The sequence below is a fragment of the Mariniradius sediminis genome (assembly GCF_021491425.1).
Lineage (GTDB): Bacteria > Bacteroidota > Bacteroidia > Cytophagales > Cyclobacteriaceae > Mariniradius > Mariniradius saccharolyticus.
Genome location: NZ_JAKEVZ010000009.1, coordinates 162,803 through 187,008, shown reverse-complemented (window position 1 = coordinate 187,008; position 24,206 = coordinate 162,803). Strand labels below are relative to the sequence as shown.

General features: G+C 47.2%; 20 protein-coding genes. 6 read left to right on the top strand and 14 right to left on the bottom strand.

The genetic code is table 11. The features are described 5' to 3' along the window. Positions 1-82 precede the first annotated feature (82 nt). From L0U89_RS13150 to L0U89_RS13135, 4 genes are all read right to left on the bottom strand, one after another. Positions 83-310 (bottom strand): hypothetical protein, encoded by a 228-nt coding sequence (locus L0U89_RS13150; protein ID WP_234861943.1) that lies wholly within the window; start codon positions 308-310, stop codon positions 83-85. A gap of 20 nt (positions 311-330) precedes the next feature. Beyond that, the gene (locus L0U89_RS13145) at positions 331-1,650 is read right to left on the bottom strand and encodes a S8 family serine peptidase (protein ID WP_234861942.1); all 1,320 of its coding nucleotides are present in this window, start codon (positions 1,648-1,650) and stop codon (positions 331-333) included. Positions 1,651-2,362: 712 nt separating this feature from the next. Continuing rightward, positions 2,363-3,043, bottom strand: a complete 681-nt coding sequence (locus tag L0U89_RS13140) for a hypothetical protein (protein ID WP_234861941.1) — start codon at positions 3,041-3,043, stop codon at positions 2,363-2,365. A 1-nt stretch (position 3,044) separates the two neighbouring features. After that, positions 3,045-3,362, bottom strand: a complete 318-nt coding sequence (locus L0U89_RS13135; protein ID WP_234861940.1) for a hypothetical protein — start codon at positions 3,360-3,362, stop codon at positions 3,045-3,047. A gap of 1,015 nt (positions 3,363-4,377) precedes the next feature. Between L0U89_RS13135 and L0U89_RS13130 the strand changes: the two genes are divergently transcribed. Further along, complete coding sequence (locus L0U89_RS13130; protein WP_234861939.1) at positions 4,378-6,555, top strand: S9 family peptidase; 2,178 nt, start codon at positions 4,378-4,380, stop codon at positions 6,553-6,555. A 311-nt stretch (positions 6,556-6,866) separates the two neighbouring features. Here the strand turns inward: L0U89_RS13130 and L0U89_RS13125 are convergent, their stop codons facing one another. Together L0U89_RS13125 and L0U89_RS13120 are read right to left on the bottom strand one after the other, a co-directional pair. Then, a complete protein-coding gene (locus L0U89_RS13125; protein ID WP_234861938.1) occupies positions 6,867-7,634 on the bottom strand; it encodes a hypothetical protein in 768 nt (255 codons plus the stop codon). Beyond that, complete coding sequence (locus tag L0U89_RS13120) at positions 7,631-9,292, bottom strand: T9SS type A sorting domain-containing protein (RefSeq protein WP_234861937.1); 1,662 nt, start codon at positions 9,290-9,292, stop codon at positions 7,631-7,633. The genes L0U89_RS13125 and L0U89_RS13120 overlap by 4 nt, the downstream gene beginning before the upstream one ends. Between L0U89_RS13120 and L0U89_RS13115 the strand changes: the two genes are divergently transcribed. From L0U89_RS13115 to L0U89_RS13095, 5 genes are all read left to right on the top strand, one after another. After that, the gene (locus tag L0U89_RS13115) at positions 9,291-10,070 is read left to right on the top strand and encodes an alpha/beta fold hydrolase (RefSeq protein WP_234861982.1); all 780 of its coding nucleotides are present in this window, start codon (positions 9,291-9,293) and stop codon (positions 10,068-10,070) included. The genes L0U89_RS13120 and L0U89_RS13115 overlap by 2 nt on opposite strands. A 31-nt stretch (positions 10,071-10,101) precedes the next feature. Further along, positions 10,102-11,202 carry an efflux RND transporter periplasmic adaptor subunit gene (locus L0U89_RS13110; protein ID WP_234861936.1) on the top strand — a complete coding sequence of 367 codons (1,101 nt, stop codon included), beginning with the start codon at positions 10,102-10,104 and terminating at the stop codon, positions 11,200-11,202. Between the two features lie 2 nt (positions 11,203-11,204). Continuing rightward, positions 11,205-14,267: an efflux RND transporter permease subunit gene (locus L0U89_RS13105; protein ID WP_234861935.1), complete on the top strand. Its 3,063-nt coding sequence runs from the start codon at positions 11,205-11,207 to the stop codon at positions 14,265-14,267. Positions 14,268-14,311: 44 nt separating this feature from the next. Continuing rightward, positions 14,312-15,616, top strand: coding sequence for a TolC family protein (locus L0U89_RS13100; RefSeq protein ID WP_234861934.1), 1,305 nt, complete (start codon positions 14,312-14,314; stop codon positions 15,614-15,616). 153 nt (positions 15,617-15,769) lie between these two features. Next, the gene (locus L0U89_RS13095; protein WP_234861933.1) at positions 15,770-17,167 is read left to right on the top strand and encodes an MltF family protein; all 1,398 of its coding nucleotides are present in this window, start codon (positions 15,770-15,772) and stop codon (positions 17,165-17,167) included. Here L0U89_RS13095 and L0U89_RS13090 read toward each other — a convergent pair whose 3' ends face one another. The 8 genes from L0U89_RS13090 to L0U89_RS13055 all read right to left on the bottom strand — a co-directional run bounded on the left by L0U89_RS13090 (position 17,168) and on the right by L0U89_RS13055 (position 24,099). Further along, positions 17,168-17,884, bottom strand: a complete 717-nt coding sequence (locus L0U89_RS13090) for an SAM-dependent methyltransferase (protein WP_234861932.1) — start codon at positions 17,882-17,884, stop codon at positions 17,168-17,170. It lies immediately after the preceding gene. Positions 17,885-18,066: 182 nt separating this feature from the next. Beyond that, positions 18,067-18,819 carry a LytR/AlgR family response regulator transcription factor gene (locus tag L0U89_RS13085; RefSeq protein WP_234861931.1) on the bottom strand — a complete coding sequence of 251 codons (753 nt, stop codon included), beginning with the start codon at positions 18,817-18,819 and terminating at the stop codon, positions 18,067-18,069. Continuing rightward, positions 18,800-19,876 carry a sensor histidine kinase gene (locus L0U89_RS13080; RefSeq protein WP_234861930.1) on the bottom strand — a complete coding sequence of 359 codons (1,077 nt, stop codon included), beginning with the start codon at positions 19,874-19,876 and terminating at the stop codon, positions 18,800-18,802. The genes L0U89_RS13085 and L0U89_RS13080 overlap by 20 nt, the downstream gene beginning before the upstream one ends. A gap of 27 nt (positions 19,877-19,903) precedes the next feature. Continuing rightward, complete coding sequence (locus L0U89_RS13075; RefSeq protein ID WP_234861929.1) at positions 19,904-20,188, bottom strand: hypothetical protein; 285 nt, start codon at positions 20,186-20,188, stop codon at positions 19,904-19,906. Positions 20,189-20,200: 12 nt separating this feature from the next. Continuing rightward, positions 20,201-20,680, bottom strand: coding sequence for a DUF2306 domain-containing protein (locus tag L0U89_RS13070; RefSeq protein WP_008623909.1), 480 nt, complete (start codon positions 20,678-20,680; stop codon positions 20,201-20,203). Between the two features lies 1 nt (position 20,681). Further along, positions 20,682-21,254: a hypothetical protein gene (locus tag L0U89_RS13065; protein WP_234861928.1), complete on the bottom strand. Its 573-nt coding sequence runs from the start codon at positions 21,252-21,254 to the stop codon at positions 20,682-20,684. 28 nt (positions 21,255-21,282) lie between these two features. Beyond that, positions 21,283-21,936: a hypothetical protein gene (locus L0U89_RS13060; protein WP_234861927.1), complete on the bottom strand. Its 654-nt coding sequence runs from the start codon at positions 21,934-21,936 to the stop codon at positions 21,283-21,285. A 12-nt stretch (positions 21,937-21,948) separates the two neighbouring features. Further along, the gene (locus L0U89_RS13055) at positions 21,949-24,099 is read right to left on the bottom strand and encodes a TonB-dependent receptor (protein WP_234861926.1); all 2,151 of its coding nucleotides are present in this window, start codon (positions 24,097-24,099) and stop codon (positions 21,949-21,951) included. Between the last annotated feature and the right edge of the window lie 107 nt (positions 24,100-24,206).

Here is a 24,206-nt window from a genome sequence, read left to right as displayed (position 1 = left end):
CAAAAGAAAAGAACCTGTCCTGATGACGCTCAGGTACTCCGAGAGGATTTGGGGAATTGGCAAAAGGAAAAGGAGAAACGGACTACAAAGCCCTTATCTCCCCATCTTCCTCAATGTACTTGATGCCCTTAATCTTCAAATCATCCAGCTTGGACTCATTTCCGGACGTGGTCCCGGAGATTACACCCGTAAACGACAAAACATCACGAATCACGCAGCCTTTTTCGCGTAGTTTCTGGGCAATGGCTTGGATGTTGGAAATTTCCGCTTCTTCCACTGCTGCAATGAACTTGGTTGGCTTGTGTCCCATAAGATTTCAGTTTTTTGGCATTATTGTGGGCTTTGTACCAAACCTGCACCTACGTCACTGGCGGGCAAGTCCAGTTTTCTGGCATTTTGCACCAATTTGTTCCAGATTTCGGTGGCTGAGGCGTTGGGGTTTTGTTCCCAAAGTTGGGCCGCTACACCCGAAACAAAAGGCGTTGCCATGCTGGTTCCGTTGAGAGAGGCATATTGCTGGGGCGCTTTGTAGGAGCTCATGACAGCCACGCCCGGACCGGCGATGTTCACTTCACCGCCACCGTCGTTGATGCCGCCACAGGAGAAGTCAGCGACTTTTAGAAACCTGTCGATTGCGGCCACAGCCATGATCGAGGGACAGTTGGCGGGATGGCCGACAGGACGGATGTCTCCCGAGGAGCGCCTACTTTCGTTGCCAGCCGCGGCGATGATAAGCGTCCCGTTGGCAAGGGCTTTTTTGGCGATGTCTTCATAGATTCTCGAATAGGATTGACCGGGCCGGACTGCCGCGCCCAGGGACATGGAGACCACTTTGCAGCCGTTGGTCATGGCCCAGTCCAAGCCTGCCAAGATTCCCGAGTCCGCGCCTGACCCGGCATTGGACAATACTTTTCCGATAAAAATGTTGGACTCAAACGAAACGCCGTAGCGGATTTGGTTGGAGCCTCGGAGTCCCCCTGCAGCATTGCCCGTGCAGTGGGTGCCATGTCCATTGAGGTCGTTGACCTCTTCTCCGGGGATAAAGGACTTGCTGGAGATGACCCGTGTCTGAAAGTCTGGATGGCTCAGCAAAAAGCCCGTATCGAGTATAGCGATTGGGATGTTTTTTCCCGTAAATCTGCTTGTGAGTGCCCGAACGGCGTGCACGCCCCAATAGGCCTTGGAGTCGTCGGCAAAGGACTTGGGAAGCGATGGATCAGGTTGAGGACCAGGTCCTGGGGTAGGCACCGGTGGCTTGGGTTTGGGGAAAATACCCAGCAACCGCATCAACCACTGCCAAAACCCTCCGCCTGCCGCCTGGCTTTCGATAGCGTAGAGGAACCTTTCGGGCTCATCATAAAGAAACAGGTCTTTGGTACGGGCAGAGGTCGTCAAGGCCCCGATTTCGGAATCGTGGTTTTCATTGATCACCGCCACGCCAAAGCGCTCGAAGATGATTCCATCGGCTTCCGAGAACGCCTTGACATAATCTTCTTCGTGGGATTTAAAGTCGCTGGACGTCGCTAAGCGCAGGGAGGCATCCTCTGCGGCTTTTTCGATACTGCGAAGCTTAGCTTCAGGCGTATACATGACGAGTCGCCTTCCGGTAAACTCCGGTTTAGGGTCTTGATTGGTGGGTTGGTCGGCCATGGTATAGGAAATGAAAAGTGAAGGATAGAAAAGAATGACCCAATTTAATCAAAAATATTAAAATATTGATTTTCAGTTAGATGAAATTGGGAGGGGTGGAGGTTTGAAAGGTTACAAAGTTATAAGGTTGGGAGGTTTGAAAGTTAGAAGGTTAAAAAGTTATAAGGTTGAAAGGTTAGGAGCTTGGGTTTATTCGCTGCTGCGTCATTCTGAGTTTTTAAAATTGGGCATTTACAGAAAGGCGATGACAGCTGGGTCCCGTCATGCTGAACCGTAGCTTGCGGATCCCGACAGCCGTACGGGAGAAGCATCTCCAAAATTGAGCAGACCCTTCTCCACGATAACAATCGGGACCTCAGGGTGACGCCCCACTCGCTGTCATTGGTACGAAGGAGGAATCTCCGGGAATTCAGCCCATGATGGACCGCCAACATCAGCCCCATCGGGGCGATCAGATTGTAGCAAACAGTCACAATATGGATTCCCGAGCCTCGGAGAGGCGATTTGATCGATTGGGTTCTGATTTCAAAGGAATCTTGCCTTCGGAAATGCAGGATAGCCCCAAGCATTTAAAAACCCAGAAATGCTAATATGAAGCACTTCCCATCACCACAGGCGACATTACCAGACCGTCCGACGTTCCAACCTGCGAACAACTGGAATTTGGGTCTTTGCTTGGTCTTTTCCATATTTTCTTCCATACCACTCCTTGTCACTTCTCCAACCTCCTTACATACCGCCGCATCCCCCGACGGACAAGCTCGTCGATATGCTCCTTGCGCACCTCGATCGCGGGAGGGATTGCCTTGACTCCCTCCAGGGTATTAGCCCAAGATCTCTCGGAGGCATAACTTCTACTGTCCGCGTAGATAACCTTCCCATTCTCTACTACAATAATCAAAATGCTCAATGATGTAAATCTCATATACCCCGAGTCTCCCCACATACCGCCCGAAGTGACATATCCTGTAAATCGATAAATGTCCGCAAAGTTGACCACGGGCACGAGATATCTGGTTCCTTGATCGCCTAGGTCAGCTTCAGTTAGGAAGTCCTTTTTCATCCGTTTCAAAGAAATAACCTCTCTATCACAAAGCAATGAAGTAGCCCGGTTCTGTCCTTTATCCACCCTTAGCCTTACACCCTGATTCGATAGTCCTGTTTGGAACAATCCCATGAGGCTATCGGCGTCCAGTTCCATTTTTTCGAAGACCCGGAAAGCAAGAACACTTTGTCTCTGGTGGGCACAAAAGAAGTAGTCAGCTAAGACAAGTTCTTGGTTGGAGTAAGACCTTTGCACCACACTCGATAAATGATCGTGTCTTTTGAACGCATCAAACCCACCGCATGAAGCCAATGAAGCGGAAACAATAAGCAGTATCAGCCTTTTCATATCACCAGTACAGATACGTGTAAAACATCGATTTGATACCGAAAGAGGCCTGCTTGTAGCCGTAATAGACGCTGAAACTGAGGTCACCACAGGCGACAGTACCAGACAGTCCGACGTTCCAACCGTCGAACAACTGGAGTTTGGCGGCGACGTTCTGCAGGCCATGTGTCCCTGTGTTTTTCATACTCCCCGTCTCGGTGCTGAGGGTATTGGCTGAGGTGGTGAGGGCACTTTGTTGCCAGCCCGCACTAAACGCGCTTCTGGATCTCTCCCCAAAGTCCGGATTCCTATCCCATTTCCTTTCACAACAAGCTACCATCCTTTTACTTTTATGTTGTTAAGATGTGAAATTTGTGCCATTTAAAAAATACACAGTTTTGGTTATTCCTTTGGTCTGTTTTACTCAAAAGACCCTGATAATGTTTTAGGAAATGAAGAAATTAAATTCTTTATTCTTAAAACATAATCAATTTTTATTTTAAATATTATATATTTTTATACTATTTTAACTGAAAATGATTTATTTCACCCTATTTCCGATCGTTTGGTGATTCCCGTCAGCTCCTTAAAAAAATCCTGCTTAGCGTTTACATGGCACAGGTTGTTCAGTACAGTTTAATAAATAGTTTTTACAAGATTTGTTTAATTGGTTTAAGTACCGGGATGGAAGGAAGTGAATCGGTTATGAGGTTAAGGGGTTGAAAAGTTTTAGGGTTGGGAGGTTGGGAGGTTAGGAAGTTGGGAGGTTAAAATGTTTCAAGGTTGAAAGGTTGGGAGGTTCGGAAGTTGGGAAGTCGGGAGGTTAGGAAGTCGGGAGGTTAGGAAGTTGGGAGGTTGGGAAGTCGGGAGGTTAGGAAGTTTCAAGGTTGAAAGGTTGGGAGGTTAGGAGGTTTAAAAGTTGTAAGGTTGTAAGGTTGAAAGGTTGGTTTTGATAGCCGCCGCATCATTCCGACGAAGGAGGAATCTCCCAGATTTCAACTCAGGATTAAACGAAAACATCAGCCCCGTCGGGGCGCTCTGATTGTAGCAAACAGTCACAATATGGATTCCCGAGCCTCGGAGAGGCGATTTGATCGAATGGGTTCTGATTTCAAAGGAATCTTGCCTCCGGAAACGCAGGATAGCCCCAAGCATTTAAAAACCCAGAAATGCTAATATGAAGCACTTCCCATCGCCACAGGCAAACGTACCAGACAGTCCGGCGGTGCAACTGCGGGGAAACCAATGGTGCGCAAGGTTTCAGATATCAGTGTGGATTGTTGCTTTCGCCAAAATCCATTTTTCCGCCTCCTGCATTTTCTTTACTTTACCGGCCGATTATATGATGATATCAAATGAAACCAACTAGAAACCTGTTCCTCATCGCCTGCCTGCTTTGGGCTGGATTTGCTTTTGCGCAGCAGAAAAAGAAAGTCAGCCTTGAGGATGTATTCAAGAAAAATACCTTCGCCCAAAAATCCGTCAGTGGCATCAATTGGATGAATGACGGACAATATTATTCAGCGCTCAAGCGCGGCATTGCCGGGCCTATGGTCGTGAAAATGAACATCGCTACCGGTGCCGAGGAAGCTGTCTTGATCGACGGGGGAAAGCTGGGAGTCAATTTTTCGTCCTACGAATTCAACAGCGATGAGACCAAGGCCCTGTTGGCTTCAGAGGTAGAAAGTATCTACCGACGCTCTTCCAAAGCGGTCTTTCATGTGCTTGACCTACAATCCGGGACAGTGCAGAAGCTTATCGATGGGGAGAAAGTCATGTACGCCACGCTTTCGCCCGACAATGACAAGGTCGCATTTGTGAAGGACAACAACCTTTTTTATCTGACTTTGGCCTCCGGCAAAATCACCCAAATCACTGCCGATGGCAAGTGGAACCATATCATCAACGGTGCGGCAGACTGGGTCTACGAAGAGGAATTCTCAATGTCCAAAGCCTTCGAATGGTCGCCCGACGGCAAGCAGATTGCCTTTATCCGCTTTGATGAGACTGATGTGCCGGAGTTCAACATGCAGACTTGGGGAAAATTGTACCCCCAAGACTATCGCTTCAAATACCCCAAGGCCGGGGAAAAAAACGCCGAAGTCAGCATCCATATCTATGATTTGGGTAGCCGAAAAACCGTAAAGGCCGAGGTCGGTGCAGAGAAGGACATTTATCTCCCCCGGATTTATTGGACTACCGAATCCAATACTTTGGCCTTTATTCGCCTGAATAGGCTCCAAAACCAACTCGACCTGCTCTATGCCAATACCCAAACAGGCAGTACGACCTTGGTGCTACGCGAGGAATCGAAGACCTATATAGATTTGGATTACAACGACGACCTGCGGTTTTTGGCGGGAGAAAAGGGCTTTATCCGGACCTCCGAACAGGATGGATTCAAGCATATCTACCACCATGCCAACGACGGCAAACTGATCCGACAGATTACCTCCGGCAATTGGGAGGTCTCGAGTCTCGTGGGTATCGATGAGAAGGGCAAAAAGATCTATTTTATCTCTACCGAGCAGTCGCCCATGGAGCGGAATCTTTTTGTCATCGGGATGGATGGGAAAGGGAAGAAGCTACTGACTCCCGAAAAAGGGACACATGGCATCAACATGAGTCATGATTTCAAATATTTCATCGCCAATTATTCCAATGCACAGCAGCCACTGCGGGTATCGCTGCATGAATCCTCTGGCAAGATGGTCAAGGTCCTGGAAGACAATGCCGAGCTTCAGGAACGTCTGTCAGGATTCACGCTTTCGGGCCGGGAGTTTTTCCAATTCAACACCATGGATGGCACGGCGCTCAACGGCTACATGATCAAGCCTGCGGACTTTGATCCGGCCAAGAAATACCCCGTGCTGATGTATGTCTATGGCGGACCGGGTTCCCAAAACGTAATCAATGCCTGGGGCGGCACGCGGGATTTTTGGCACCATCACTTGGCGGCGGAAGGCTACATCGTGGTCTGCGTGGACAACCGTGGCACGGGAGCCCGTGGTCGGGATTTCAAGCATGTCACTTACGCCAATTTGGGCAAGTATGAAACCCAAGACCAAATCGCCGGAGCCAAATACCTCGGGACTTTGCCTTATGTTGATGCGGCTCGCATTGGGATTTGGGGTTGGTCGTACGGGGGCTATATGTCTTCGCTTTCCCTGATGCTGGGGAATGATGTATTCAAAGCAGCCATCGCCGTGGCACCTGTGACGACTTGGCGGTATTATGATACGATCTACACCGAGCGCTACCTGCAGACTCCGCAAATCAACGCCGCGGGCTACGATGACTACAGCCCCATCACCCATGTCAACAAGCTGAAAGGGAATTTGCTCTTGGTGCATGGCACGGGCGACGACAATGTGCATTTTCAAAATGCCGTCGATCTGGTCGATGCGCTTGTCAAGGCCGACAAGCAGTTTGAGACAATGTATTATCCCAACCGCAACCATGGAATCTACGGGGGCAATACCACCTGGCACCTGTACAGCATGATGACGGATTTTATCAAGCGAAAGCTGTAAAAAAGACGGAAGTATGGGGTTAGAAGTACGAGGGCTACACCGATATTGAACATTCGAAATTAAAAAAATCGAATCAAGAATAAAGAACGCCGAATGATGAACCCTGAAGTGGGCCTCCATTCGAAATTCGGAGTTGGGTGTTCGAAATTCGATATTCAAAGGAAATCAGAATCAAGAAAAATGAACGCCGAACGATGAATCCTGAAGTTGGCGTTATATTCCAAGTTGCAAGAAACAGGATAAAACCAAAAAGCGTCCGAGTTGGGCGCTTTTTTGGTTTTGAAGAAATGCGAATAGCAACGAAGGGACTATCAAAATTCGACTCCAAGATGAAGCCCGAGATTCAGCAGGCGCAGGTTGACGGTGTCAGGTGTGCGAAATTCTCCCGAACCACCTGGAAACATGACTAAAGTTAAGTTGTAGTCAAAGTTGCTGTAAAGGTAGGAAAGGTGGGCACCCACATGCAGGTATTTATGTACCCGATAGTTTGCCTGTATTTCTGTCCTTGAAAACCATGAGCTCAATATCTCTGGTTCGTACAGATGTCTAAAGATATTCGGGGGTGGCGCGTCAAACTCCATTTCGAAGTAGGGAAATACAAGCTCCGACTTACCAATCGCCTGGGAGATGCGGAAATCAAATTTTCCGCGCATTGTTTGGTATCCGACCATTGGGGCAAAAAATGTGGCCATGTAATCGTCTTGGCGCATGGTGACGCGGTTGTCGAGTGTACGAAGATAGTCGTTGACGGCAGCAAGGTCCACGGGATTGGTTGCCCTTTGGTACATCAGCCCACCGAAAAAAGCCTTGGCAAACCTGTAGGTGACCGCACCGCTCCAAGTGAACCCAGGTTTGGCAAAGCCGTTTCCTTCTTTTGTAAACACACCAATGTATCTGCCTCCGTTGACATATTCGTCATCTCTCGTCAGGTTACTCGTAGACTTTGAGGCGAATGCACCCACCGGGATTGCCGCACCAACTTTGAAATCAACGGAAAAGCGGTTGAACTTCTCTGAGCTGCCCTGTGCTTTTCCCAATGAGGGAAAAACAAGTAGGATTATGATGAACCACTTTTTCATTTCCTTTGAATAATTAGTTTTTGTTCAGCTACTGGCTTTCCATCGTGATTTACAACAATTAGATACTCTCCGTTTGGAATGTTCCCAATACTGATCACCCCTTCTGAGATTTGTTTCGTTTGAAAATCGTATTTTGTTCCATTTCTGAGATCTATCAGGTAAACTTCAAATTCCAATTCCTGTGGTAGATCAAGAGAAATTTCGTCGCTTGATGGGTTTGGATATGCGCTAAAGGAACTCATGTTATAAAAAGAAATATTCCTTGTTTGGATGATTTGATTTGAGGCATCACGTGCTGTGGCGGTAAAGCTGATACTTCCCCCTGATGTCATATTGAACAGTACGTTTGTGATATTCCAAGGAGTAAAGATCAAATTTCCGGATGTTTTAACCCAAGTGATTGAAGCAGCACTTGGGCAGGTAATTTTAGTAATCACCTGCCCAGTGCCGATAAAATTCACTGAATTCATGGGGATGTTACTTGTCGATCCAAGCGAATAGGTTCCATCCATGCATTTTGGAGTGATTGTGATTGGGAATTCCTGAACCTTAGTGCTTCCGCTTCCGCAGTTACCCGAGGAAACGGTGAGCCGAAGGATATCGTTGCCAGAATATACGGGGTTAATGACTACGACATTGGTGCCCTGACCCGAAGAGATATTAAATTTACCGTAGATCGAGGTCCAAGTATAGGTCACCCCAGATGCTTGCTGTACTGCAAAAGATTTTGTCACCCCGATTTGGAGCGGTAGCGTCGGGTTGGAGGTGGTTATCTGTCCGACATAAGTCCAGAATTCAGTTTGTGTAATATCAACATTTCCGTTGATGTGGTAAAATGAACCATGAAGGTTATGCGCGACCAATGGACCAGATTTCCCATACTTAGAGATATATTTGAACGGTGGAAAATTTATCGTTTGGTCCCTAACCGAGGTATGGTCTTGGGATTGAGCATCAGTAGTTTTGTAAAACACTAATTTGCAATCCGATTCATTACAGACTCTGACATACCTGTTATCAAATTTGTATTCGGGAGAGGTTTTCAGTGAATATCCTGATGTCGGGCAGATGTAAGGATTAGGTCCAGGAAAGTTCCAGCTCGGTGCTGCACAGGGAACTTCAAAGAAAGCCATCGCAAAACCGTGACAATTGTAATCGGCAGACAAACTGCACTCTGAAAGCCTTTTTGAGCCGTATTGGGAACCAATATTCCAATAAAGATCATCTGTCGGGGCATAGCAGGAAAAACTTTGGGAAAAACACGGACTTGCAAAAAATGTCAAAAGGAAAGGGACTAGAATTGGACTGTACTTCATTTTGAATTCTTTTTTTGTTAAAACTAAAACAAAACGAATCAAAAAACTATTGTTTGACCTATATTTTTTTGAGGAGCAGAATTTGGCTTTTTCCGTTTGGGTTGTGGTCGGGAAGGATCGAAAATACGAGGAAATCAATCCTGGGAGACATTGATTGATATTTCGATTATCCGGCAGAATGTGTATGGTAAGGAGCCCCTGGGACTGAAAAAGACCATTAATCGACAGCAATCGCCACCCGTATGTATTTCGTTTCAAAGGCGCTTGTTTGGCTGTAGTTTTCGGATTGATAAACATCGCATCCATCCCCAAGTTATATTCTGGATCAATGAAAAAGGGCATGTTGTACTACAAGACCTACAAGCATCCTTCCAGCGAGGAATGGGTGGTGTTTATCCACGGGGCAGGGGGTTCCTCGGCCGTTTGGCACAAGCAAATCCGAGAATTTCGGGAGAATTTCAACCTCCTGCTGATCGATCTGCGCGGCCACGGCAAGTCCGCCAACCAGATCAAAAACCTTTGGAACGAGGCCTATACCTTTGAAGCGGTGACCAAGGACATCATCGAGGTGTTGGAGCATTTGGCCTTGCCGCCGGCGCACCTGATGGGTGTTTCGCTCGGAACGATTCTGGCGCGTCAGTTGGCCGAAATCGCTCCCCACCGGGTCAAGTCCATGGTGATGGCAGGTGCGGTGACTCGCCTGACAGTGACCTCCAGGTTTTTGGTGTTTTTTGGAAATACTTTCAAAAACGTCCTGCCGTATATGTGGCTTTACAGGCTTTTTGCTTGGATCATCATGCCTCGCGCCAATCATGCCGAGTCCCGCAACCTTTTTGTCCGGGAGGCCAAAAGGCTTTGCCAAAAGGAGTTTTTGAAATGGTTTAAACTGACCAAGGACATCAATCCGCTGTTGAAATACTTCAAGGAGAAAGACATTCCTGTTCCGACACTGTATATCATGGGGGAGCAGGACATCATGTTTTTGGAACCAGTCAAAAAAATCGTCCGCGAGCATAAACTTTCGATACTCAAAGTGGTCAAAGACTGTGGGCATGTGGTGAACGTTGAGCGCCCCGAGATTTTCAATCAATACTCATTGGAATTTATCAAAAACCAATAAACCAGCATTATCCTTTTCTCTACCTATTCGCATGAAAAAACAAACGAAAGTAATATTAACTGTTGCCATCGTCCTGGTTTTGGCTTTTATTTTTCTCTACCCTCGCTGGGGTCAGATAACTGGAAGCGGTCCGTCAAGCGGACCTGCAGCAGGACCCTCAGCGGGAGGACCTGGAGGAGGTGGGGCACAGCCACTTCCTGTGAACGTCGTGCAGGTAGCACCCAAAGTATTCGAAAATAACCTGAGCGTGACTGGAACGATTATTCCCAACGAAACAGTAAACCTCAGGACCGAGATTTCTGGCTTGGTGACCAAGGTTTCCTTCCAAGAGGGTCAATTTGTGAAAAAAGGCACGCCGCTTTTGTACCTCAATGACGACGAGTTGAGGGCTCAGTTGCAGAAACTTGAATTCACCAAGAAACTATTTGAAAGCCAGGAAAACAGGCAAAAGCAACTATTGGAAAAAGAGGCCATTTCCCAAGAAGAGTATGACATCGTCCTCAACCAATTCAATACCAACCTCTCGGATATAAAGTTGTTACAGGTCCAGTTGAACAAGACGGTGGTGAGGGCGCCATTTGACGGAGTGCTTGGATTAAGACAGATTTCAGAAGGCAGTGTCATCGGCCCCAACGATATTATAGCTAGCATTGTTAACATTGATCCGATTAAGATTGAATTCTCCATTCCGGAGCGTTATGCGTCTGAGGTGAAGGTTGGCTCTAAAATATATTTTACAAATGATGCTGGTGGAGAAAATGTAGAGGGAACCGTCTATGCATTTGAGCCAAACATCGACGCAGGGACAAGAACTTTGAAAATTCGTGCGCAAAGTCCAAACAGCAACCGAGCGTATCTGCCAGGGATGTTTGTGAGGATTAAATATGTATTGGGCACATTGGCGAATGCCTATTTTGTGCCGGCGGAGGCCATTATTCCCGAACTGAACGGCTATAAGGTGTATGTGGTAAACGCTGAAAATAAAGTGGAAGACAGACAGGTATCCATTGGAACAAGGACAGAAAGAGAGGTCCAAATTGTAGATGGATTGAAGGAAGGTGATCTGGTATTGACCACCGGAGTATTGCAGGCGCGGCAAGGAATGCTTGTCAACTACACCAAAATCAATTGATTATGTCTGGGTTATCGAATATAAGTATCCAAAGGCCGGTTTTAGCAATCGTGATGTCCTTGACGATTATCCTTTTTGGGATCATCGGTGTGAGTTTTTTGGGCGTGCGCGAATTTCCCTCGGTTGATCCGCCAGTCATCAATGTGCGGACTGCCTATGTGGGTGCCAACGCTGACGTCATTTTGGCGCAGATCACTGAACCACTGGAAGAAGCCATCAATGGAATTGCAGGTATCAAGTCGCTAACCTCGGTCAGTAACGATGGCACGAGCAATATCACTGTAGAATTTGATGTGGGCGCTGATTTGGAAGCTGCGGCCAACGACGTCAGGGATAAGGTATCGGGCGCTATGCGAAGCCTTCCGCCAGATACAGAGCCTCCCGTCGTTTCCAAAGCCGATGCGGACTCGCAGCCGATCGTGTTTATGACCGTGCAGAGCAATGGGAGGAACCTGTTGGAACTGACTGATTTTGCTACCAATGTGATCAAGGAACGGTTACAGACGATTCCAGGCGTAAACTCCGTGCAGATTTGGGGAGAAAAAAGATACTCTATCCGATTGCGGATGGACCCCTTGAAGATGGCATCCTATGGTGTGACGCCGCTTGATGTGTTGAGCAAGGTGCAAAGCGAAAACGTGGAACTGCCTTCCGGTAGGATCGAAGGTTCCGCGATAGAACTTTCCGTACGAACCAAAAGCCGACTGAGTACGCCACAGGAGTTCAACACACTGATCGTCAAGGAAGATCAAAACAACATTGTTCGCTTCCAGGATATTGGCCGCGCCGAATTGGCTGCCCAAAACGAACGTACCGTTTTGAAAAGAGATGGGATTCCCATGGTCGGTGTCGTATTGGTACCGCTACCTGGATCCAATCACATCGAGATTTTGGATGAATTCTACAAGCGTTTGGAAGCCATCAGAAAGGATCTTCCTGCGGACATCATCACGGATATTGGTTTTGATTCCACCAAGTTTATCCGCAACTCCATTGCCGAGGTGCAAGAGACGATCATCATCGCATTTATACTTGTCGTATCCATCATCTTCCTCTTTTTGAGAGACTGGAGGACCACATTCATTCCTGTAATTACGATCCCGATTTCGTTGATTGGGGTGTTCTTTGTGATGTATTTGATGGGATTTTCGATCAACGTTCTGACACTCTTGGGTATCGTTTTGTCGATAGGCCTCGTGGTTGACGATGCTATTGTCGTTCTTGAGAATATTTACACAAGGATAGAGAAAGGAGAGCATCCTGATACGGCAGCTGAAAAAGGTTCCGAGGAAATCTTTTTTGCTGTTATCGCAACAACGGTAGCCTTGGCTGCGGTGTTTATGCCTGTGATTTTCCTTACAGGTACGACGGGTAGACTCTTCAGGGAGTTTGGGATTGTGGTTGCTGGGGCGGTGATTATTTCCTCATTTGTGGCGTTGACGATGACACCGATGCTGAGTGCCAAGCTGCTGAAGCGTCGTGAAAAGCAAAATGCGTTTTACAATTTCACCGAGCCCTTCTTTGTTTGGCTGAATAACCTGTATGACGGCGCATTGGAGAAATTCATGAAGGTGAGATGGTCCGCATTTGCGATCATTTTGGTGATGGGTTTGGGGATCTATTATTTCGTCACTGTGATTCCAACGGAACTGGCACCTGTCGAAGACCGTGGAGAAATGAGGATCAACGTCACAGGTCCTGAGGGGGCTACTTTTGGTTATATGGACAAAGTCCTTGACGATATCTACGCCGACATGTCTGCAAAATTCTCAAAGGATGAAGTGGAAGCATTTACTACGGTTACATCCCCAGGTTTTGGAACAGCTAGTGCCAACTCGGGCTTCGTAAGACTTATCCTTACCGACGCGTCTACCCGTGAGAGGAGTCAAATGGAGATCTTTAACGAAGTCTCTGGAATGGTCAGGAAGTACACTGCGGTACGTGCGTTTGTGACCCAACCGCAGTCGATTGGGGATCGTCGGGGCGGACTTCCAGTGCAGTATGTCATACAGGCACCGACTTTGGACAAGTTGAAGGAGGTGATTCCTCCATTTATGGAAAAAGTCGGACAAAGCCAGATTTTCAGCTTTTCTGATATCAACCTGAAGTTTACCAAGCCTGAAATCGAAGTCGAAATCGACAGGGAAAAGGCTAGAAACATTGGCGTATCGGTACAGGAGATCGCACGCACGCTCCAGTTGTCTTACTCTGGTCAGCGCTTTGCCTACTTTATCATGAATGGCAAGCAGTACCAGGTAATCGGTGAAATGCAGCTTGAAGATCGCAATGAGCCGATTAATCTCAGGATGCTTTATGTGCGCGCAGAAAATGGGCAGCTGGTTCAATTGGACAACTTGGTGACAATTCGCGAGAATAGTACGCCACCGCAGCTCTATCGTAACAATCGTTTCGTGAGTGCCACTGTCTCTGCCGGCTTGGCGCCAGGTTACACGATCGGAAGCGGCCTAGATGAAATGGATCGTATCGCTGACGAGGTCTTGGATGATAGCTTCAGTACTGACGTAGCGGGTTTATCGAAGGAATTTAGGGAAAGCTCCAACAGCTTAATTTTTGCTTTCATGTTTGCCTTGATTTTGATATATCTGGTACTTTCTGCACAATTTGAGAGCTTTATGGACCCATTGACGATCATGTTTACAGTGCCGCTAGCCTTATTTGGTGCCTTGGCTTCACTGTGGATATTTGATTTCACCTTGAATATTTTCAGCCAAATCGGTATCATCATGTTGATAGGCTTGGTTACCAAAAACGGTATCCTCATCGTGGAATTTGCCAATCAGCGCAAGGCCCAAGGCATGAGCGTCGATGAAGCCATCATAGGTGCCGCGGGTGCTAGGTTTAGGCCGATTTTGATGACCAGTTTGTCAACTATCCTAGGTATCCTTCCGATTGCATTGGCCTTGGGGGCAGGTGCGGAAAGTCGCGTGCCGATGGGCGTTGCCGTCATCGGTGGTTTGACTTTCTCCACGATCCTCACGCTATTCGTGATCCCAGCAATTTATTCTTATTTAACCTCCAAGAAAGGAAGATTGGCAAGAGTCTGATGAAAAAAGCAATGTTTTTGATACTGTTCCTTTTGGGGACAACCATGTCGGTTTTCGCCCAGGAACCGCAATTGATGGATCTTGAAAAGGCTGTGTTGACAGGTTTGGAGCGAAACTTTGGGCTGAAAATTGCAGCCAATAACGTCGCCATGGCCGAACGGGACGTTAAGATCGGTGTGGGAAGTTTCTTTATGCCAAGAATTGACGCTACCTGGGTGCGGTCGTTCGGTCGGGAAGACGTAGAGCAGACTTTTGTTTCAGATCCAGAGAATCCAAGACAGATCAACGGCGCAAAATCGAATAACCAAGCGTTTTCGGTTGTAGGGTTTTATGGGTTTAGACCTGAAACCATATACACCGTAAAAAGGCTCGGGAAATTGGCAGAAATCAATGACTTGCAGGCAAAGGTTTTGGTGGAAAATACTGTTGCTGCGATATCGGTTGCCTATTTTCGACTGGTCCTTGAGCTACAGCGCTACAATGTGTTGAAGACCACGCTTGACCTTTCACAGGCCAGATTGGACATTGCGAAGGCACGCTACGAACTCGGTGGGGCCGGGAAAAGTGATTACCTGACCGCACAGGTAGATTACAACGCCGATCTTTCTCGCTTGGTCAACCAGGATCTTGTGATAAAAAACGCCAAAATCAACGTCAACGAACTTTTGGCCTTGACTCCCGAAACAGACTTCTCGGTACAAGATTCTATCGTCGTAGAGGGGAGATTGTCGCTCGAGGACTTGGTGGAAAATGCGTATATGAATAACAAAGCCTTTCTTCTGGCACAGAGACAAGAAAATGCCGCGTTTCTCGCACTTAAAGAAACCCAGGCATTAAGACTGCCCTTTGTCAATTTGAATGGTTCCTTCGTCGATAATACATTTAAGTCGGACGCTGGGTTTTTGATCCAAAACCAACGACAAGGGTTCAATTATGGAGCGACCGTCGGCGTGAATCTGTTTACCGGCTTCACGATCAATCGCCGAATCCAAAACGCCAAGATCGATCGGATAAATGCAGAATATGCCGTTCAGGATTTGGAAATCCAGATGACTTCCGATATCCAACGCGCCTACAACAATTATTTGACAAACCTTGAACTCCTGGATATCGAGTATGTCAATTACAAGGTGGCAATGGATAACGTGGATATTGCATTGGATCGCTTTAGGCTGGGTATATCGGACTATTTGCAGTTTAGGGATGCACAAATCAACTTGCTCACGGCAGAAAATAGATTGATCACAGCCCTGTTTAGTATCCGTGAAATGGAGATAGAATTGATGAGATTGTCCGGAAGAATATTCTACCAAGACGGCTCAGAACAGTTTAAATTATCGCTAGAGTAAACACTATGTAAAACAATCATTTTCAGTCTATTGTAAACACAATAATCTTTTTTTATACAAAAAAATGTATTTCAAATCAAAATAAATTTGGTATATTCTTTGCTATGTTGGATATTTGCATGAACCAACGTCGCTTAGGTGACACCAAAGAGGATGAAGAATACAGTTATCACTCTGATTTTTTTATTGATTTTCACAGTTTTTGGAATTCAGTGTACAGTATTTGAAAAAACCGAAAAAGTAGATCTTAGGGAAAGCCCGGTGCTTCTGGATTTGGATGAAATCACCAAAAGGGGTTATATCAGGGCAATCGTGGACAACTCTTCCACGAGCTATTATATTTATCGAGGCAGGAGGATGGGCTATGAGTTTGAAATGCTCAGAAACCTTGCATCAACTTTGAATGTCCGCTTGCATTTGATTGTCAAATCAGATATTCAGGAAGCTTTTCAGCTATTGAATCGTGGGAAGGCAGATATCATTGCCATGAACCTCGAAGTAAGCGAGGAGAGAAAGCAGTTTGCTTCCTTTACGAAGCCGCTGGGCACAATGGGCACTGTCATTGTCCAGAAGAAAGGAAAGACCCCCGTCGAGAGCCCCTTTGACCTGCATGGCAAAGTAATTCACATCCAAAAAGGAGCAATCTATGAAGCCCAGCTTTGTTCGTTACAAAATGCCATGGGTGTGGAATTTGCTATTATGGAAGAACAGGGCAACGGAGATGCCTTTATCAATAAAGTCCTGAAGGAAGAAATCGAGTATACCGTGGTCGACAAAGTGGTGGCTACCGTGAATGCTTCCTTTAACCCTGAGTTGCACGTGGGCATGGAGATAAGCCCTAAAGCCGATGTGGCTTGGGCCATCAGGACCAATTCGCCGCAGTTGGAACAAGCAGTCAACGATTGGATTGCGAAAAAGGAGAAGTCGGGCTATATCAGAACGGTATATGCCAAGTATTTCCAAAATTCGAACAATCATTACTTTAGAAACAACAGCCAATATTCCTCACTGGGTGGAAATCGCATTTCCCCTTACGATGACATCATTAAGGCCGGTGCAGACAATTTAGGTTGGGATTGGAGATTGTTGGCTTCTTTGGTGTACAAAGAATCCGGATTTGACACGACAGCTACTTCAGACAAAGGTGCCATGGGGCTTTTGCAACTGATGCCAGTCACCACCGAGCGATTTGGTGTGGAAAATCCCAACGACCCGATGCAAAGCCTGATTGGTGGCGTGAATTTTCTGAAATACCTCGACAAGTTTTGGAGACAAAGAGTCCCCGACAATACAGAACGCTTGAAGTTTGTATTGGCGTCCTATAACGTGGGCCACGGCCATGTGGAAGATGCTTGGAGACTTGCCCTCAAGTATGGGAGCAATCCGCAGTCTTGGGACTCCGTCGCGGGCTTTCTCAAATTGAAATCAGATCCAAAGTACTTCAACGACCCCGTAGTAAAAAGCGGCTATGCCAAAGGAAACGTCGCGGTCAGTTATGTACAGGATGTATTGCTGCTTTATGATTCTTACAGGACATTGGTAAGCCCTTGATTAGACTTGTCCTGCGTAAAGCACAAATACAGCCGGAACCTTGTGAAGTTCCGGCTTTTCTTTTTTCCAGAGCGATATAGGCTTTGTTAGGATAGATTCGTCGGAGGCGGTAAGGTTTTTTGCGACGCAAAGGAGTGTGTCAGGATGAAGCGATTCGATGCAATCCTCGAACAGCTGCATATTGCGAAAGGGAGTTTCCATAAAGATCTGCGTGCGGTTCAGTTTCCTCGATTCAGCTTCCAAGGCTTTCAATGCCTGCATCCGATCCTTTTTCTGTATCGGCAGATAGCCGTGGAACGCAAAGGACTGGCCGTTGAATCCTGAGCCCATCAATGCGAGAAACATCGAGCTGGGTCCTGACAGCGGGCAAACCCGGATTCCCTTTTTGTGGGCATAAGCCACGGCCAATGAGCCCGGATCGGCGATACCGGGGCATCCTGCCTCCGACATTAGGCCGATATCTTTTCCTATCAGCAGGGGTTCCATCAGGGATTCGATCTCCTTTGTCGAGGTCGACTTGTCCAAAACGTCAAACTGAAGCCCGTCGATATTGACGCCAAGGCGCAGACTGGAGATGAATCGCCTGGCAGTCCTGATGTTTTCGACTAGGAAAAATTCGAGGTGTGGGATGGTTCCTTTGATTTGTGGGCTGATGACCAAGTGCGCCGTGTCATCGGCCAATACCGTAGGGATCAAAAAAAGTGTTCCTTTTTGCATGCTGCAAGTTAGGGGAAGCCAGCTGATCAAAAAACGTCAATCGACAGAAATCGCGTTGACAACATGTTCACTTTGTTATCCCCATTGGCAGATCATCATTTGAAGGATAGAATTTCGATAATTTTACTACTCAGAGGGGGATCATTAAAGTCTGTGAATCGATCCTGAACCAGGACCTATCCTCACCCATCCAGCCACTCTTTCAATTCAGCGACCTTTTCCCGGCTTACCAAAATGTCGTTGTCGCTACAATGATGCAATTTTATTTTCAACCGGCTATTGGAATAGGTATGGATTTCGGCAATCGCATCAAATGACGCGATGTACTTTCGATTGAGGCGGAAAAAGCTTTTCGGATCGAGCGATTCTTGCAGCTGGTCGAGCGTAAAATCAAGAATGTAGCGCTTTCCGTCATTTGTTTGCAGAAAAGTGACCCGTTCTTCGCTGAAGAAAAACGCAACATCTGCTACTTGAATGCTCTGTATTTTTTCGCCAAACTTTACCAGAAACCTTGATTTGAATGATGCCGATTTTGGCTGGAGCAATTCGCGCAATTGCTCCACTGGAAGTGTAGGCTGGATACGTTGCTGTTCAAACTTTCGGATAGCCGCGGCGAGTTCCTTTGGATCCAATGGCTTCAGGAGGTAGTCGACGGAGTTGAGTTTGAAGGCCTTGATCGCAAATTGGTCGTAGGCCGTCGTAAAGATGATCGGACTCGTGACATGGACTCTGTTGAAAATCTCAAAACTATGCCCGTCAGCCAATTGGATATCACAGAAAATCAGGTCTGGGGCGGGATTTTTTTGGAACCAAGCCACTGCTGATGTTATACTGTCCAAATTCCCATGAATCCGGGAGTTTGGCATCAATTCCGATACCAACTGGGTCAGTCTTTTGGCTGCAGGGCTTTCGTCTTCAATGATCAGGATTTCCATTCAGTTTTAGCAGGGGTAACGTCACGATATACTCAGATTCGGTTTTTCGGATGGTTGGGGATTTATCACTGAGGAGTGCATATCTTTTGATGATGTTATCGAGTCCAATTCCTTTTTCAGAGTGTTCTTGGGAGATCTTTGGCTGTAGGACATTGCGCACAATCAAACTTTCATTTTCCTGTTGGATCATGATTTTCAGCGGTTTTTCGCGGCTGGCAATGTTGTGTTTAATGGCATTTTCCAACAGGAGTTGGAGGGAAAGTGGTGGCAGGTACAGATCTTGGTTTGGCTGCACATCAATAAAGTATTCAAGACTGATTTCGAAACGGATTTTCTGGAGGCTCAGGTAATATTCCGCAAAATCGAGTTCCCTTTTCAAGCTGACCAACTGCTCCTGCTGCACATCCAATACATACCGATAGATTTTGGAGAGCTGCTGGATAAATTCTGCGGAGCGATCCGCGCTTTCATAGACCAAATTCGAAAGGACGTTAAGGGAGTTGAACAGGAAATGTGGATTGAGCTGGTCCTTTAGGAATTGGTTTTGGCTGGCCAATTTTTCGGATTTGAGCTGTTCGGCTTCGATTGCCGCATTTCGCCACTCAAACAGCCAAGAACGTGAGATGAAAATCGTGATGATGATGAGCGCAATGATGGTTGGTGAAATCGTGTTGTTCAGCATCCGCGTCCAGCTGATGTTTTGGAGCGTAACCGCTTCCACAGTGATCAATACATACAACGTGACCAACACATAGCTCACGATGAATGAATAGAGCATGTAGGTCGTGGCTGTGAACAAGAGTCGCTTTACCGGCTGCTCGATCCAGGATATCCGTTTGTCAAAATACTCTTCGACCTTGAAGCCCCCCATACTGAGGCTGGAGGACATTAGAAAGGAAAATACCCAATCAGGCCATATTTCTCTGATCCCAACTAGAGAAAACATTTCCTCTGGATAAGAAATCAATGTCAGACATGTAGCAATGCTGAAATTCATCACGATAAACCGCCTCAGGGAATAGAAGATGGTGGCCGAACCGAAGAAGCTCTTCTTCATGGAGATGCTACGTTTTTTGCGCGACGATCAATTGTCCTTCTTGGATTTCGATGCGAGGATCCCCCAGCCTCCCGAACCTATCAGGAAGCCCAGTCCGTACCAAGCACCGGTATTGTTTTGTGCAAACATCACGGTATCGCTGTCAAAGAAGCTGACAATCAATGCGATCGGAGCGATGAGGCCATGTAGTATTCCCCAGAGGAACCCGTAGGTCTTTCCTTCGAGGCAAGGATCGATAGGTTCAGGCGATGCGCAGCCACTCATTATGAAAAGAATGAGGAGTAAGAAGAACAGTGGTGTGTATCTTTTCATCGGATTTGGATTTTATCTTACCAATATTAAGAATTCATTTCTCCATTTTTTCTTTTTCAATCCGAAAATGAATCCCCCCACGCCCATGATTGCTGCTGTTGCTATGCCTACCATTCCAAAGAAAGGCGTCTCGGGTACTCTTGTGAGCATTTCACTTGCAAAAGCGGCATACAGGCCCATTACCGACCAATACATCCAGCTGAAGTGATAGTAGATGCTTTCGGGCTTTCTGTTTTTCCGCAATACGGGCCACATGCCTAGCGCTAGGGTGACCGAACTGACCACGGCCATGTAATGAAAGATACCCCATTTTCCCCAAAGGTGGTAAATGCCAAAAGCGGTGGCAAGCATGACAGACATTGCCAACACATATGCATAACCTACCTTGACGTGGGTTTGGGTACCCTTCTTTTGGAAGAGTACCCAGGTGCCTGTTAGAAGCGCGGCGATTGCCGCAATCACGTGTACCAAACCTAGATCACTGTGTATCATATTATTTCCCTGATTTCTTTCTAGATAAATTATACCTCAATCCCATGGTGGTGAAGAATCCATTGTGGAAGAATGGATTTCCTTGAACCAAATCCGCCCGAGCCCGAGTAGGCGCCACGCCGACTTCTAAAAAGTAATGAAATCCTTGCGAAGCGTAAAATTCTGTGCCAAATGATCCATAACCACTCAAGACAAATGATTCGGACGAGAAATTCCCGGAAGGCAATAGTCCCATCAGGCCCCCTTCTCCGTAGATACGGATGTTTTCAGTAACCCAGCCCCCATACCCAGCCAGACCTAGGGCGATATTCTTGTAGCCGGACCACTCGTATTGTCCTTGCCTGAGGTGTTCATGAAACACCAAGTTGGTTTTGAGGCGAAGCACTGCACCATTGTTCCAAAACGAAGGGCTGCTTACCTGCACTCCAAATCCAAAATCCTGCTGGAACTGGTTGATTTGAAATCCTATGGCCATTCCACTGTTTACGGGTGGCTTTTGCTGGGCATTGGAGGTTGCGGTAATCATCGAAAGCACCAGCAGAACGGTCATTTTCAAATAGATTGCGCGTATCATCGTTAGTTGTGGTTTGGAATCGAGTTGGTTATTTACACATCTGTTTCATTTCCTCGGCCATACTCTTTCCCCACCTGGGTTCGATGCTTCCTTCTACCTTGGATGCTTCTTCTTTGGCGAAAAGCTCCAAGCTCGAGTTTAGTAGGCCGCAGGCTTTTTCGGGGCCTTGGCCAAAAAACTGGGCCATGCCGTATTCCATTTGCGCCATCATTACAATCGCACGTGGGTTTTGGCGATTGAGGGAAATGGCCTTCCCGAAAAGCTGCATGGCTTCTCCCGAAAGATGTTGACCCCGAGACTGTGGGTCTGCCGCCAACTCGCCCATGGTAATGAAACCTTGTACAGCCACGATTTCAGAGTTATTGGGGGAGATGGCATCTGCTTTTTGGATGTGTTTTTTGGCCTGCGCATAGAATTCGTCCTTTTCGGCCAATGACCCCTGGGAGCGGAAACCCATGTTGGCATAGGTCAGTGCGGCATAGTAATCAGGCAGCCATTCCGAGGTGTTCATTTCGGCAATTCTGGCAAAAGCATTGGCGGATTTTTTCAGATCCTCGACACTTGCGGCAGAGCGCATGTTTGTAAGTGCTTTCTGCATGGCTTGGACATAAGCGTCGTTCGAAGCCACTATTGATACCATGGAAGCTAGGAGAAGAGCGATGGTTAGGATTGAATTTTTCATGAGTTTTGTGATTTATAAGTTGTTTAAGTTATTCGCTGTTTTGTCTTTTGAAAGTGTGAGAAAAAGGCCCAAGAAAATGAATCTAGGTGCCGTCTGCCTGATCGGAAGGCTTTCGTAGACACCATTTTCGTTAGGGATCGGACTGAACTGATACCCGAAAATATTATCCCGACCGATGAGGTTGGAGCAGGCAAGGTGAATGATGAGATTGGGCTTGGGCAGGTAACTCCAGCTGATACTCAAGTCCTGAAAGGATGGTGTTTTCGCGTTCATTTCCCCAGGTAAGTTGGGATTGGTGTAGGCATAGCCATCATTGAAGGCAAAGGAAGCCCCAAGCTGGGATTTCAGTTTTGGGACAAAATGCTTGACCACCACTGAGGCATTGTGTCTTGGCGCAAAGCCAGGTTGTACCATTTGGGTAAAGTTGGCAAAGATCCTTTTGCTGTCCACAAAGCTGTAGGTAACCCAGAAATCGGTGTTTTTGAAGCTCTTTCTATCCCGGTAAAACAGGTCGAATCCTTTGGCAAATCCTTCTCCGTTTTGCTGTATGTCCCGGTACAGGAATCGCTCGCCTTGGTAGGTGAGGAGATTGACATAATCTTTGTAAAAAGCCTCTGCCCGGATCGTCCTGCCGTTTTTGTCCAGGAAATAGTTGAGTAAAAGATGGGATGCGCGGGTGTTGCTGCTTTCTGGTGCGACAACTCTGAGCGTTTCGACGACAGGCTGGCTGAATTTTCCCGCGGCAACCGAAACCTGTCCTTCGTGCTTGAACTTGTAGGCCAGTGAAAACCTCGGATCCACCCATGACTGCCCAGTGAGGCTGCTGTGTGCCGCTCTCAAGCCTGCCCGCATGATGAGGCTGTTGCTGAAGTAGTAGTCAGCTTCGGAGAAAACGTTTACCTGTGCATCGCCGTATTCACGCTCAAGGTTTTCGGATTTCAGTGATTCCTTGTAGGAAAACTGAAAAACCTCCGTGCCTGTCTTGAGGGAAAACCTGTCTGAAAAACCCTTCACCGCAGCGACTTTTCCGTGAACGATTTGGTTAGTATTCCTGATTTCGAAAGGAGCCACATTGTATTCCTCCACGTTGTGGGAAAATGCGAGCCCGCCATACATCGACCAGTCGTTTGCAAGCGTCTGCTTGAAGGAGCCCTGTCCAAAACTGTAATGGTTGCGCAGGTCCACCAATTGACCCCTTCCTTCCTGTCCAGGCACTTTTTGCCAGACTTTCATACCGCCGGATTCTGTATGGAAGAAACCCTTGGCCATACCGTTTTTGCCTATTTTTTGCCTCAGGGAAACCTGCCCATCGACTCCAAAAGGTCCGCGTTCCCAGTCGAAATTTTGTTTGACGATGTGTTGGTAGGGATTTAGGTCAAAGTAATTGGCCGTGGCGGTGAGGCTGTTGTTTTTTCCTACCAAAGTCTGGGAGTATCCCAATCCCACGGACATCAGGCTCAAGTCACCTTGTGTGCGTGCAGGAATATCGACGGAGTTCAAGGCCAATGCCGATGACATGGCGTTTCCAAATTCCGCCGAGTAGCCGCCTGTGCTGAAGAATGAGCCTTTGAAGAGGTTGGGGTTAAATCGCGTACGGGTCGGCACGTTGGATGCGGTCGTCCCAAAGGCATTTCCGACCATCAGTCCGTCGATGAAGATGGCAGTCTCGCTCGCATCCCCTCCGCGTACAAAAAGACGCCCGTCGTTGCCGACATTGGATGTACCCGGCAATGTTTGGAAGGCTCCGATGATATCACCCATGGCGGAAGGCACTGTGACAATATCAAGCGGGCGAAGCACCACGGCCCGTTTTTCGTCGGAAGCCTCCATGGCACCTGCCGTAATGGTGACCGCCGACATCTCGTTGATCGTCTCCCGCAGTGTGGGGGAAAGCTGGATTTCCCCTCCATTCAATTCCACTTCCTCCTCTTGCGTCTTGAAACCCATGTATTGAAATACGATGACCTGTTTGCCTGCCTCTGTGGTTTCGAGCAGGTAGCTCCCGTCCAATTCGGAGGTGGTGCCGTCGTAGGTTCCCTTGATGTAGATATTGACTCCGGGGATGCTTTCGCCTTTGGTGTCTTTGACAATACCCTTGATCGCGGTCTGTCCGCTGACCGCTTGGACGAAAAAGAAGAAACTGAGGGTCAAAAGGAATCTCATGGCTCAATGATTTGAACCAAAATTGAATTGGATTCCAATCCAAAAAAATCAAACCTGACTGAAGTGTCGGATTTGGTGACTGAAGTGTAGCAAACGGCTCAAAACTA